General features: G+C 61.7%; 15 protein-coding genes and 1 tRNA gene. 3 read left to right on the top strand and 13 right to left on the bottom strand.

Annotated elements, in window-relative coordinates:
- Positions 1-58: 58 nt before the first annotated feature.
- Together P0Y43_RS16700 and P0Y43_RS16695 are read right to left on the bottom strand one after the other, a co-directional pair.
- Entirely contained in the window at positions 59-1,438 is a 1,380-nt protein-coding gene (locus P0Y43_RS16700) for a nucleobase:cation symporter-2 family protein (protein WP_275638377.1), read from the bottom strand.
- Between the two features lie 187 nt (positions 1,439-1,625).
- Entirely contained in the window at positions 1,626-2,297 is a 672-nt protein-coding gene (locus P0Y43_RS16695) for a Bax inhibitor-1/YccA family protein (RefSeq protein WP_275638376.1), read from the bottom strand.
- A gap of 132 nt (positions 2,298-2,429) precedes the next feature.
- Here P0Y43_RS16695 and P0Y43_RS16690 point away from each other — a divergent pair.
- Positions 2,430-2,517 (top strand) — tRNA-Ser (locus P0Y43_RS16690).
- Positions 2,518-2,638: 121 nt separating this feature from the next.
- On the opposite strand, the gene P0Y43_RS16685 is transcribed toward P0Y43_RS16690, so the two are convergent.
- The 11 genes from P0Y43_RS16685 to P0Y43_RS16635 form a co-directional block, all read right to left on the bottom strand.
- Entirely contained in the window at positions 2,639-3,808 is a 1,170-nt protein-coding gene (locus P0Y43_RS16685) for a site-specific integrase (protein ID WP_275638375.1), read from the bottom strand.
- Between the two features lie 308 nt (positions 3,809-4,116).
- Positions 4,117-4,365, bottom strand: a complete 249-nt coding sequence (locus P0Y43_RS16680; protein WP_275638374.1) for a hypothetical protein — start codon at positions 4,363-4,365, stop codon at positions 4,117-4,119.
- 77 nt (positions 4,366-4,442) lie between these two features.
- Positions 4,443-4,814 (bottom strand): hypothetical protein, encoded by a 372-nt coding sequence (locus P0Y43_RS16675; protein ID WP_275638373.1) that lies wholly within the window; start codon positions 4,812-4,814, stop codon positions 4,443-4,445.
- Positions 4,811-5,626 carry a hypothetical protein gene (locus P0Y43_RS16670; RefSeq protein ID WP_275638372.1) on the bottom strand — a complete coding sequence of 272 codons (816 nt, stop codon included), beginning with the start codon at positions 5,624-5,626 and terminating at the stop codon, positions 4,811-4,813. Before P0Y43_RS16670 ends, P0Y43_RS16675 begins: the two co-directional genes overlap by 4 nt.
- Positions 5,627-5,679: 53 nt before the next feature.
- Positions 5,680-5,823 (bottom strand): hypothetical protein, encoded by a 144-nt coding sequence (locus tag P0Y43_RS16665; RefSeq protein ID WP_275638371.1) that lies wholly within the window; start codon positions 5,821-5,823, stop codon positions 5,680-5,682.
- 51 nt (positions 5,824-5,874) lie between these two features.
- Entirely contained in the window at positions 5,875-8,673 is a 2,799-nt protein-coding gene (locus P0Y43_RS16660; protein ID WP_275638436.1) for a toprim domain-containing protein, read from the bottom strand.
- Between the two features lie 35 nt (positions 8,674-8,708).
- Positions 8,709-8,954 carry a hypothetical protein gene (locus P0Y43_RS16655; protein ID WP_275638370.1) on the bottom strand — a complete coding sequence of 82 codons (246 nt, stop codon included), beginning with the start codon at positions 8,952-8,954 and terminating at the stop codon, positions 8,709-8,711.
- A gap of 70 nt (positions 8,955-9,024) precedes the next feature.
- Positions 9,025-9,267 (bottom strand): hypothetical protein, encoded by a 243-nt coding sequence (locus tag P0Y43_RS16650; protein WP_275638369.1) that lies wholly within the window; start codon positions 9,265-9,267, stop codon positions 9,025-9,027.
- Between the two features lies 1 nt (position 9,268).
- Positions 9,269-9,571: an ogr/Delta-like zinc finger family protein gene (locus P0Y43_RS16645; RefSeq protein WP_275638368.1), complete on the bottom strand. Its 303-nt coding sequence runs from the start codon at positions 9,569-9,571 to the stop codon at positions 9,269-9,271.
- A gap of 64 nt (positions 9,572-9,635) precedes the next feature.
- Positions 9,636-10,121 (bottom strand): YmfL family putative regulatory protein, encoded by a 486-nt coding sequence (locus P0Y43_RS16640; RefSeq protein WP_275638367.1) that lies wholly within the window; start codon positions 10,119-10,121, stop codon positions 9,636-9,638.
- Positions 10,122-10,150: 29 nt separating this feature from the next.
- Positions 10,151-10,363, bottom strand: coding sequence for a DNA-binding protein (locus P0Y43_RS16635; RefSeq protein WP_275638366.1), 213 nt, complete (start codon positions 10,361-10,363; stop codon positions 10,151-10,153).
- Positions 10,364-10,447: 84 nt separating this feature from the next.
- On the opposite strand from P0Y43_RS16635, the gene P0Y43_RS16630 reads away from it, so the two are divergent.
- Complete coding sequence (locus tag P0Y43_RS16630) at positions 10,448-10,783, top strand: helix-turn-helix domain-containing protein (RefSeq protein ID WP_275638435.1); 336 nt, start codon at positions 10,448-10,450, stop codon at positions 10,781-10,783.
- 70 nt (positions 10,784-10,853) lie between these two features.
- Entirely contained in the window at positions 10,854-11,657 is an 804-nt protein-coding gene (locus P0Y43_RS16625) for a zinc ribbon domain-containing protein (RefSeq protein ID WP_275638365.1), read from the top strand.
- The last annotated feature ends 858 nt before the right edge of the window (positions 11,658-12,515 follow it).

Here is a 12,515-nt window from a genome sequence, read left to right as displayed (position 1 = left end):
GATAAAGCAAAAAGCCCGCGGCTTGTGGGCGCGGGCTCTTTGGGCGGGCAGGTGGCGGTCAGGCTTTTTCCTGGCTCTCCGGCAGGAACCAGTTGAGCACCAGTGCGCAGATGCCGCCAGTGGCCACGCCCGACTCCAGCACGTTGCGCAGCGCCGCTGGCATGTGCGCGAGGAACTCCGGCACCTGCGCCACACCCAGGCCCAGGGCCAGGGACACGGCGATGATCAGCAGCGCGCGGCGGTCAAGGCGGGTGCTGGCGAGGATATTGATGCCCGAGGCGGCCACCGCGCCGAACATCACCATGGCTGCGCCGCCGAGCACTGGCTCCGGCACTGCCTGGATTACCCCGGCGACGCTGGGGAACAGCCCCAGCAGGACCAGCATCACGGCGATCCAGAGGCCGATATGCCGACTGGCGATGCCGGTCAGCTGGATGACCCCATTGTTCTGCGCGAAGATCGAGCTGGGGAAAGTGTTGAACAGCCCGGCCAGCAGCGAGTTGGCGCCATTGACCAGCACCCCGCCCTTGATCCGTTGCATCCACACCGGGCCTTCGACCGGCTGGCGCGACACCTTGCTGGTGGCGGTGACGTCACCGATCGCTTCCAGCGAGGTCACCAGGTAGATCACCAGCATCGGGATGAACAGCGCCCAGGAGAAGCCCAGGCCGAAGTGCAGCGGCACCGGCACCTGGAACAACGCCGCCTCGTGCATGCCCGTGAAGTCCAGGCGGCCCAGGTAGCCGGCCAGTGCGTAACCCACTGCCAGCGCGATGACGATGGCGCAGCTGCGCATCCACACCAGTGGAATACGGTTGAGCACCACGATGATCGCCAGCACCACGCCCGACAGCAGCAGGTTCTCGCCATTGGCGAAAGTGCCGTTGCCCATCGCGGCGAAGCCACCGCCCATGCTGATCAAACCGACCTTGATCAGGGTCAGGCCGATCATCAGCACGACGATGCCGGTCACCAGCGGGGTGATCAGGCGCTTGATGAACGGCAGGATGCGCGACACGCCCATCTCCACGAACGAACCGGCGATCACCACGCCGAAGATCGCCGCCATCACGCCTTCGACCGGCGTGCCTTGCTTGACCATCAGCGCGCCGCCGGCGATCAGCGGCCCGACGAAGTTGAAGCTGGTACCCTGGACGATCAGCAGCCCCGCGCCAAACGGCCCGAAGCGCTTGCACTGGACGAAGGTGGCGATGCCGGAGATCACCAGCGACATGGACACGATCAGGTTGGTGTCGCGTGCCGACACGCCCAGGGCTTGGCAGATGAGCAGGCCCGGGGTGACGATCGGCACGATGATCGCCAGCAGGTGCTGCAACGCCGCCAGCAGGCCGATCAAAAGCCGTGGCCGGTCTTCGAGGCCCAGAACCAGTTCGTTGGCAGGCGCCTGCGCGCCTGGGCCTTGTTCGAGTGAACTCATGGGAAGCTGCCCCGGAAGAAAAAAGGAGCGCATTCTACGGGGCGCGGGGGCATAGGGGTAGTGCTTCGCCGCGCAGGTACCGACGCCGCGGCACTTGTAGGAGCGGGCTCGCCCCGCGATAGGGCCCACACAAACACCCACGAAAAAGCCCGCCGAAGCGGGCTTTCCGTTACCACCAACTCATCGATCAGTCATCACGACCCATGATGCCAAACAGCTGCAGCAGGCTGACGAACAGGTTGTAGATCGATACATACAGGCTGATGGTCGCCATGATGTAGTTACGCTCGCCGCCGTGGATGATGGCGCTGGTCTGGAACAGGATGCAGACCGACGAGAACAGCACGAAGCCCGCGCTGATCGCCAGTTGCAGGCCGCTGATCTGGAAGAAGAAGCTGGCCACCACGGCACCCAGCAGGACGAAGAAGCCGGCGGTGATGAAGCCGCTGAGGAAGCTCATGTCCTTGCGGGTGATCAGCACATAGGCCGACAGACCGCCGAATACCAGCGCGGTCATGGCGAAGGCCGAGCTGACCACTTCGGCGCCGCCGCTCATGCCCAGGTAGCGGTTGAGGATAGGGCCGAGGATGAAGCCCATGAAGCCGGTGAGGGCGAAGGTGGACACCAGGCCCCAGACCGAGTCACGCAGCTTGGCGGTGAGGAAGAACAGCCCGTAGAAGCCGATCAGCACGACGAAGATGTTCGGGTAGCCGACGCGCATCTGCTGGGCCACGAAGGCCATGATGCCGCTGAAGGCGAGGGTGAGCGCCAGCAGGCTGTACGTGTTGCGCAGGACCTTGCTGACCTCCTGCTGCTCGACCTGCTGGCCGTGTTGTACGGCGTAATCCTGTTCGCGCATGGCGACACTCCTGTGGATCCTGTGGGTTTGAAACGTATGGTTGCAAAGAGCATAACAGAGCTGCCGCAGCCCGCGACACAGAGAGTTTGACAGCTTGTTTCATTACGGTATGATTGCCGCCGCAAAACAGCTGGAAGCGTGGCCGAGTGGTTTAAGGCAACGGTCTTGAAAACCGTCGATGGGCAACTATCCTAGAGTTCGAATCTCTACGCTTCCGCCATATAAGTGCCTGATTTCATTGATGTTCACGATCGCCAACCCCTCTAATGGGAGCGTTTTGGGACCACTTTGGGACCGACAGGCAAGAGAAAGGGGCCTTCTGTGGCCCCTTTGTCGTTTCTTCAGCTCAGCCTGAGCGCTCGGTTTAACAACCCCACCACGTCTGGCCCGTCCTCGCTGATCCACTTCGCGTAGTGCTTGAAGATCATCGCCGTCGACGTATGCCCCATCTGATCTGCAATCCATTCCGGTGTGGCAATGCCACTGCTCAGCATCTGGCTGGCGAACGTGTGTCTGCAGGTGTTCGGCCCCCGCTGGCGAACGCCGGCCTTTTCCAGGTGTGTGATCCACCACCCATGCCGCAGTACGTCCGAGGATCGGTACGGCTCCCCCGTGGCGGTGTTGTGGAAGACGAACCGCACGCGCTGCTCGCGCAGTGTCCGGTTGTCCCGATCGACAACTTGGACCAACTCCGCAGGCAGATCTCCGCTGAACCGTGCCTGATCCTGTAACGCGCGCAGGGCAGGGGCGAGAAGTTTGACCTTGCGCGTCGAGCGCCGGGTTTTGGTCACCTTGTATTGCCCAGCCACCCGCGCGCGGCGGATCTCCACGGTGCCTGCGACCAGGTCGACATCCTCCCAGGCCAGGGCAATCGCTTCGCTGACCCGTGGGCCGGACCAGATCATGTACTGCGAGAGGTTGATCTCCTGCTGCCGGTCGGTTGGATGCCCGAGGATCGCTTCGATCTCTTCCCGGGTGAACGGGTCGGGATCGTCGGCGTCCGGCAACGAGATGGTGATCCCATCGGTGGGGTCGAACGCGAAGCGGTTCCGGGTGCGGTACAGCCGGAAAATCTGCCGCAGGTGGCTGACGATTTCGCGTACGGTCTTGTTGTGCAGCTCGGGCATCAGCACGGTCTGCACCCAGTGCTGGATATCCAGGTGATCGATGCGGTCCGCCTGCAGGGCGCCCCAGCGCGGCCGGATGTGTTTTTCGGTGCGGCTGAGGTACATGGCGAAGCCGCTAGCCGCCATCTGGTTGCGTTTGATCTCAAGCCACAGATCGATGTAGTGGCCCAAGGTGTTGGTCTTCACGCGCGGCGAGTCGGGGAAGTGCCGTGCGTAGTTGAACGTGCCGGCTTCGATTTCGTAGTTGATGATCCCGACCAGGCGCTCCGCGTTGGCCAGGTTTGCAGGCGAGGCGTCACCTGGAATGGGCTCCCGGCACTTCTCGCCCTGGTAACGGAAATACACGCGGACATGGTTGCCGCGTACTTCGACTCCAGCTGCCATTTTTTGTACTCGAAACGAAAAGACGGCCCAGTGTATGGGTCGTCTATAAAGATGGCCTGTCGCCAGGCCGAGAAGATGGTGACGTCAGTTCTTGGTGTCTGCCCTTGCCAGCATCGAGACAGCGTTGTGCACTGCACGCCAGTCGCTGGGTGTCCTGCTGGTATGAATCACTGGCTTACCTGGTTTGGTAAGGCGCAAGTGGCCACCTCGCGTGAGAGTGATGGACCACCCGTGATCCTGGGCATATCCGACCAGTAGAGAGAGACGCTTGCCGAGCTGTCGGGGTTTTGTCGATAGAACCATGCCCATCACACCATCTCCATTGCATGACGACGAACCTTCTTGGCGCGCTTGGCCTCGACGTTGGCCATGTAGGATTCCCAGTACACGGACTGGCGCTGCTGACGAAGTTGGCTGCAGCGCTGATGATTTCCGTGGGAGCGGGCCTTGTTGCAGATATCGCAGTGATTCGGCAGGTCCAGCGCATGGCTGGCCAACCTTGGGCGCCTCCCTGTGGTAGCCTTCTCGCCGCTGACTTCTTGGGTTTGTACTTGCATGGTGCTTCTCCTTGGGGTTGGTCAGGCCTTGGTGAGTTGCCGCTCGCCGGGGCCTTCTTGTTTGTGGCAGATGGTGATCAGCTAAGGCCGTATTCCTTCCCCTCCACGATCACGAACAGGTCAACGTCGCGCAGGCGATAAACCCCACCAGGCCCTCCATAAACGCCGTACTCGCCGTGGGTTGGATGCCCCACCCGCACGGTGAAACTGTATGCAGCTTGATGGGCGTACTCGCTGCTCCTCTTGATCCGGGCGTAGAGCTGCTGGCCATACGGCCGGCAGCCGGCATCGCCATGGGCGGCCTCGAAGCCAAGCCATGCGGCCTGTGTCTCCACGTTCTTGAAAGCGGGACCGTCCACGCCGTCGGCGCTGGTGACATCGAAACCACGCGGGACGGCCCATTCGTCGAAGGCCAGCAGCATTTCCAGGTTGAGCTGCGTCGGGCTCATACGGGCTCACCCGCGTCGACAGAGTGAGGTGCGTGAACAAACGCCATCTCACGGACCAGAACCTGCGCCTTCGTCAGGGGGCAATCGGGAATGCAGAACAGGTCGCCCAGCAGGTTCAGCAAGGCCCGCAGCTGTGCATGGTTGCGGGCGGCTGCCCTTTTCATGCCGCTCTCGGCTTGCAGGTCGTCGGTGTATGCTTCCACGTGGCCGAGCCGATAAATCACCTGCTCCCGGTTGTCCCGGACCGTGTTCAGGAACTGAGCGAGGTCCTTGAGCTGCAGCTCATACAGCGCCTGCACCGCCTCCCGAGCGCCTTCGCCAGTAGGCTGACGCTCGAGGTGGATGTTCACCACGCGCGGGTTCAGGACCTCGAATTCGCCGCCGACGTAGGCCAGTGCCCCCTGGAACACCATACGGCCGAGCGGCTGCCCCATGCCGCGGTAGGCGATTGGCTTCCCGTCGTAGCAGTGCTTGAGCAGGTTCCAGTCGAACTGATCGGCACGGTCGCACTCTTCCAGGACTACCGGCCGGTTCACCGCCCGCGCCATGAAGGCCAACAGAGCGCCCATGCCGCAGGTGCTGGCGCTGCGAATCTCGCTTTCACTCGAACCGGCGAGCTTCCAGAGGTTGGCCACCAACGTCGACTTGCCCACGCCGGCACCGCCGGTGATCTGCAGGATCGGATACGTCTCCTGCAACTCGCGGATGCGCTGCGCGTGGAAGGCGCCGGCCCACCATGCCAGGGCCACCAGGCCCGGGGCGCCGAAGGCGGTGATGTACAGGTCGAGCCATTTAGGGGTGTTGTTTTGCATGGTGCTTCTCCTTGGGAAATGGCCCAGGCGTTGCCGCGCCTGGGCACTGAGGGTCAGTGCAGCGCTACAGCGAGCAGGGTGGGGGCGTAGTAGCTGGCCAGGCCCAGCACCGCGAGGGTGAGGCCGGTGACCGCCAGGGTGGCGAGCGTCTCGCCGGGGCTGGCCTGGTAGAACTCGGTCTTGCTGTCTTTACGCATGGTGCTTCTCCTTGGGGTTGCAGGTCGGCGTTGCCGCGCCGGCCGGTGGCGTCAGGCCTGGAACATCCAGCACTTGACGATGGGTTGCTTGGTGAGCGTGAAATGGCTGTTCTTCGCCTGGTGAGCCCGGACCGCGCTGTCCACGGCCTTGTTGACCTCGACCAGCTTCCGCGACCGCGAGTCCTTCAAGCGGTCGCGCAGCTCGTTGATGTCGGCCAGCTTCTGCCGGTGCTCGGCGGCGTTCTTGACGAAGTCGTTGAGGTTGATGGCGATGACGTGGTCTTTCTTGCTGTGGTTCACCACAGGGCCGTCGGCGTCCAGGCCTTCCAGGTATTCGTAGACTTCCCAGAATTCGGCCACCACGGGATGGTCGGAGCTGATTGAGGTCTGCCGCTCGATCGCCATGCGGACCAGTTGGGCGCGGGTGTGCTCGACCTGTTGCTCGCTGAGGGTTACGACCAGGCGCAGGCAGTCCAGCAGGGCCAGCATCTGGGCGTGGTTGTAGATGATCCGCTCGACGCGGATGTACCCGCTGAGCTGGCTGCCGCAGTGGTGGCATTGGCTCTGGTCATCCTGGAACTGGTTCCCGCAGGCGAAGCAATGCGAGTGCAGGGCGCGGAGCTTCGCCTCGTACACAGGCAGGCGCACGGAGAACAGCTCAAGGATCTCGGCCTCTTTGCGGACGGCGCGCAGCAGGAAGTTGCTCAGCAACGTACCGTCCAGGCCGTTCAGGCGGTCGGCTGCTGCGCGGCTCTCAACCGTGACCTGGGGGCGCACGAAGTGCAGCTTCACAATCCGCGTCATGATCGCTTCGGACGCTACCACTGGGGCGTTCTGGCTGATCGCGATGGTCCCGCGGAACGGCGGTTCGTAGGTTTCGTTGCCGGCGGTCTTCACGCCCTTGGTGGCCAGCGTGCCGCCGCCGAAGTAGTCCTTGAGTTCGTCCCACTCGAAGGTCTTGGCGTGGCTCTTGTCGTCGCCGCTGCGGTCGGATTCGAGCAGCACCACCGGCATGCTGGATACCTGGCCCATCAAGCGGCTGCGGCCGGCCTTAGTGGACTTGGCCGGGTCGAAGCCCTCATAGCCCTCGCGTCCGAACAGCTTCCACAACAGTGTGAGCAGGGTGGTCTTGCCGGCACCGGCCTCGCCCGTGGCTTCCAGGAAGGGGAACGACTGATAGCGGAAGCGGATCTGCTCGGCGAACAGCGAGCCGAACCAGAAGGTGGTGGCGACGATGCCCTGGGCGCCGAAGCACGTCCACAGCAGCGCTACCCATTCCTCGTTGTAGCGTTTGTCGTCCTTCTGCAGAGCCATCTTTACGCCCTTCTGCAAGCTCTTGAGCTTGAGCTTGCCCATCTCGAAGAACTCTTCCTCATTGACGCTGACTACCTGGCCGTCGCGCACGGCGACTTCGTTGAAGACGTAGCAGCCGTATTCGCGGCTGTAGCCGAGGTAGTCGATGGTTTGCACAGTTTTGATGCCGAAGAGCTGGTCTTTCATGATCTTGTCCAGTTGTTGTCCACTTCCGGTGAACACGGCCCCGGCACCCATGCCGAGAAGGCGTTTCTTGAACTCGCTGGCGGCGGCCACCTGGCTACCGGTGAATGTGTTCTTCACCGCGGCCCCGTCGTGGGGGAAGTCGACACGGAAGAAGTACCAGGACTCGTCGGTGATCTCGTTGCGCTGGTAGTACAGGGCCTTGGGGTAGCAGTTCGCGATCTCGACCACGCAGCCGGACATGCGCAGCGCTTTGGCGCGGCGGGCTTTGTCATTGAGCTGCTGGTCTTCCTGGCTCTCACTGGAGTCCAGGGCTTGCATGGCGCTGTTGAACTTCGAAATGTCCAGCCGCCACCAGTAGAGGCGCGAGTCAAAGCCGAAGTGGAACTCTTCCCGCTCCCGCCACTGGTATATCAGCAGCGCCTTTTCCACCGCGCTCTCGGCGATGAGCAGGGCGCCGTGGTGCTTGGCCTCATCCAGTTCGTCCTTGATGCGTGCCGCGCGGGCTTCCTCGTCATCCATGAATGCCCAGCGCTGATGCAGGTCGTTCCAGTCGACTTTGCGGGCATCGGGTTGCGGGATCTGTGCGGCTTCGCAGGTGAAGCCGAGGGCACGGGCGCGCTCGGCCCACATCTTGGTATACCGGTGTGCGCCAGGTTCGTTGTCGAGCGCCCAGATCAGCTTCGGCGTTTTGCCTTCGCAGGTGGCGATCAGGGCCTTAAGGGATTCCTCGGGGTAGGCGTTCGACGACAGGGCCGCCACGGCGGCAATGCCGTTATGCAGGAGGGCGATGGCGTCGAAGATGCCTTCCACGATCCACAGCTCTTTGACCTCCTGCAGGTCGAGGCATGGCGGGCACCACCAATAGCCCTTGTAGCTCTTGCCTGGCTGGAAGCGCGCCTTCTTCTTGCCGAACCGGTGCGGCTGATCGATGAGGCGCTCCCAGTAGCCGCCATGCTCCAACGCGAACCGCACGGTGGCCGAGCCGATACCCAGCTCGCTGTCGTGGTAGCTCTCCTGGGTGTACCAGCCCTTGATGAGTTCCAGGCGGAAGCCGCGGGCAAAGGTCAGGTAGGCAATGGCACTCGCCGCCGGTTCATCCTTGGTTGCGGGTGCGCGCTTGCTCCAGTCGTCGAACAGGTCCGGGTACAGCTCCTTGACCGGGGCCATGTAGCGGCACTTCTGTTCCCGGCCGCAGCGGATGAACCAGGGGTTGTCGTATCGCGAGAACAGGCGCTTTTGATTGCACTGAGGGCAGGTGCCCTTGCGCATGTAGTCGGTGCCCGTCATGTGCTGCAGGCCGTACTCCCGCTCCAGGCGGTACAGCACGTCGCTGCGCAGCTTGTCTTCCATATCGTCGCTGCGCTGCTTGTTGGTCGTGGGCTTGCTCACTGCGGGCGCTCCATCGAAGTCGGGGCCAGCTTGCTCTGCAGCGCCTTGTGTGTACGGCATACGCCGCGCAGATGGGGCAGGTCCGCCAGTACCTGGCGACCACGCTCGCCATCGGGAACGTGCCGGTAGCGGTCGGAGAACCAGACCTCGGACATGGCCAGGGTGTACTGGCAATGGAGCCACTGCAGGTACATGCGTGCCTGCTGTTCGCTCAGGGTGATTTCGATGGTGATGTCGGTCATTTCGGCCACCAGTTGGGTGCAGTTTCCCCTTACCCACGAAGCGGGCAGGGGAAGGGACTATTCGGATTGCTTAAAAGGGAGGGCGGCTCGCCGCTGGGGGCGAGCCCAGTTCGCTCATCGCGAGTTCGGCCAGGCGCCCGGCCATGAACTGAGGCACTTCCCAGGTCTCCACCAGGTGCAGGGCGGTGCGTTGGCGAAGCGCTTCGTCGTCCAAGTGTTCCTGGTGGTGGTGGGCGATGAACTCGGCGGCGTTACGCTGCATGCCGGTGCGGTAGTCGTTGATCTGGCTGGCGGTGAGCAGGACGGCTTCCATGTCAGGACTCCAGTGCGTTCAACAGGTCGAGCTGGTTGGTTTTCCGGGCGCTGTCGCGGATAGCTTGCATGCGCTTCACCGACGGCGCGACGGGAAGGCGCACGCGTGGCCGATCTACTCCGGAGGTGTTCAATTCATACTCCCAGGCCAGCGAGCCGCTGTAGGTCGCGCCACAGCCCAGGTTGGTGCATTCGCCGTACATGGTCTTGAAGATCGGTGTTTGCTCTTCCGAGTTGCGGATACGCATCCGGCTGCCGCAGGCGGGGCACAGCGCCTTGTAACCGCCTCCATGGTTGGTGCTCATCGTCTCTCCCCAGCCGCCAGACGCGGCCATGGCTTTCGCCAGTTATGGTGCGGCGCGCCTGCGCCTACTGCTGTTCCTGCCTGCCCGGGATTTTCCGGTGCAGGGTGATGACGGCGCCCACTTCGGCGTGTCGTGCTGCAATGTGTTCGCGGTGAGCGGCGACGATCTCGGCGAGTTCGGCCTCGTCGAGGCGTCCGTCTTCCAGGGCCTTGGCGATGATCTGGTCGACCTTGCCCTCGGCCACGTCAGCGGCCAGCGAACGGGCATAGAGGTCGAGGTTGTCGAGCGTCGCGGCCTCTGGCATGGCAACGAATACGCCGCCATAGAGGCCGGACAGGAAGTCGGGCAGAAAGCAGGTGCCGGCGACCAGCTCCAGCTGGCGAACCTGGTCGTCGCTCAGCGGGCGGTGGCCGGCGTTCTCGTAGAGCTTGTTGTCGAACTGCTTGAGGTCCAGCCCCAGGTGGGTGGCGGCGCACTCACGGCCACCGGGGAAGGCTGAAACGACAGCCATCACGGCTTTGCGGCGGCTATCAAGAACCGGGCGATTCATCTTCTCGTTTTCTCCCTGAGCTGGCGGCACTACCGTGCGACCGTGCCTTCCTTGATGCCGAGTAGAACAGCCGCTCGATGAGCCTCGCCGCGAAGGCACTTCTTCTGCCCGCTGAGCACGGCATACACGGTGGACTCATTGAGGTTGTTCTGCTCAGCCCATTTCCGTACGGAAATGCCAACGGCGGCGAGCCGGCGACGGGCTGCTTGGCGTGCTTGCTCTGGTGGGTAGGCGTTCGGCATAGTGCAAATTCGTGTGATTTCGTGTGATAGCAGGCGAAGTATTTCCCCTGAATGTGGGAATTTCAATGCCTTATGGAGACATTTGTGGGAATTGGAGAGCGCCTGAAGGAAGAGCGGGAGCGGCTGTGCCTCAACCAAACTGAATTTGCGGCGCGCGCGGGTGCTTCAAAAAACACCCAGTACAACTATGAAAAAGGCGAGCGTAGTCCTGACGCGAATTATCTGATCGCCGCTGCTGGCCACGGTGTGGATGTGCTGTATGTGCTTACTGGCGAGCGCAAGCGGGAGGTCTCTGGCAGCCTCACCGCCAGCGAAGCAAATGTATTGGCGTGTTACCGGAAGCTATCGCCTGCTGATCAGAGCGTGCTTGAACGTACCGCCGTGGCCTTGGCTGATATGACGGATCGCCAAGGGTACTAGGTCTGCTGGCTCGCATAGATCAAGGCATCGACCGGCCATGAAGGCCGCTTTTTACAGGAGTAACTCAGTAATGGATGGCGTTGTTGGAGTGGTGTCTCTGGCGGTATTTATTGGGGTCTGGCTGTGGCTGGCTCGTCGGCAGAAAGCCAAAGGGAGGGGGTGGATCGCCCGGCAGCTCATCGGGAGTTCTGCTGCTTGTATTGCAGGCCTCTTGGTCATTGCCCTGGCCATAGAGATTGGACTCATCCATCCAACTGAAAAGACAGCGAGTAAACCGGCGGTAACCTACACCATCAACAAAGACGACTACAGCCCAGGGCGCCCGCGGAAGGTGGAGGTGACCATTCCTCATCGCCTCGGCGATGTCGAGCTTGCTGAGGTCGCAAAGAAAATTCGCGACGACTCAAACGTCGATGCTGACCGGACCTTCATCGGGCTTCGGGTCCTTGGCCAATCGGATCGTGCCTACTGGGCGAACGTCAGTTTTGATCCTGACTACAAGGCAACGCTTATCGGTCTGAGCGCCACCGACTACGCCAAACTTATGGCGCTGGACCTGAACGCCTATCCCGACCAGAAAGGCAGCTGGCTGCGCGACGGGGCGCTTGGCCATGTCATGGTGCTCTACACGAAAGGCGACAAGTACTTCATCGACTCCTTGTTTGCCACCGGCGGTAAAAACACCGACGAGTATGTAGGGAAGCGTATGCAGAACGGAGCGTTGCGACTGGAGCAGCCCGACAACGGTTTCGGCGAGTACTACATCGTCGAGCCGGGGGGAAATTTGCAGGGCTGGGGGGAGAATGGTGTCTACATGACACTGCCGGCCAGGCCTGCGATTGCCGGTACAGGTGCCACGCCTGTCAAGGGGTAAAGAAAATCCCTGGTAGTGGGTTAAGTATTTCGGCTGGTGGCACGCGAAACTATGCAGAGAATGCGGAACTCCCGGTCGTCTTTTTCGGTGCCGTCGGCGCCAGGCGACCGCCTCAAGGAAATGGAGTACGCAAGATGGAAGACCTTACCCAGCTGGAGCGCGAGTTCATCAGCCTGTTACGCCAGTTGTCCCCTCAGCAGCGTCAGGACGTGATGCGGATCTTGAAAGCGTTCAAGCAGTTGTCAGAGTAAGGGCGAGAGGAGGGGGCCCCGATCCTGTGTCGGGGCCTGATGTAAAAAAGGCCCCACCGTTTGGTGGGGCCTCCTCGGTTAGACGCTAGGGTCATCCCAGTGATCAAACATCCAGGTAAATGCCCTGAATACACCGATCACTCTCGTACAAGCACATACGCATCGCCAGAGCTGGCGTGCGAATGAATTCCAACCCATAGGAATGTACCCTTTAGGAGGAGCCCCGGCACCGCTCGCCCTACCGGCCTAGCGAGTGGCCAACTGAAAAGTATCGACTACTTCAGTACGCCAGGGAGTCAATCGGCCCTCCGATGCCGGCACGTTTCTCACGCGTGGAGGAGGGGCCAGGGCCGCTATTCGGCTCTTGGGTGTATTAGATACCACTGATCGAATGATCGAAAAAAGCCTTTTCAGTGTCAGGTGAAGATTATTTTGCGGTTTAACTAACAAGCCTTGACAAGAGCTATAAGTAGTGCTTGTAAAAAATGCAAAAATTTACAGTTTCACTGTAAATGCCGATTACTTCGGCGTTTTTTCGACGATTTTGCGTGTTTTACTTCGGCGCTAATCGGATTGAAGGCGAAGCTTGGTTACGTTGCAAAATTCG

Origin of the sequence: Pseudomonas entomophila, assembly GCF_029193575.1 — a bacterium.
GTDB lineage: Bacteria > Pseudomonadota > Gammaproteobacteria > Pseudomonadales > Pseudomonadaceae > Aquipseudomonas > Aquipseudomonas entomophila_G.
Note: the sequence above shows the minus strand (reverse complement) of the source record. Positions and strands in the feature narration are given on the sequence as shown.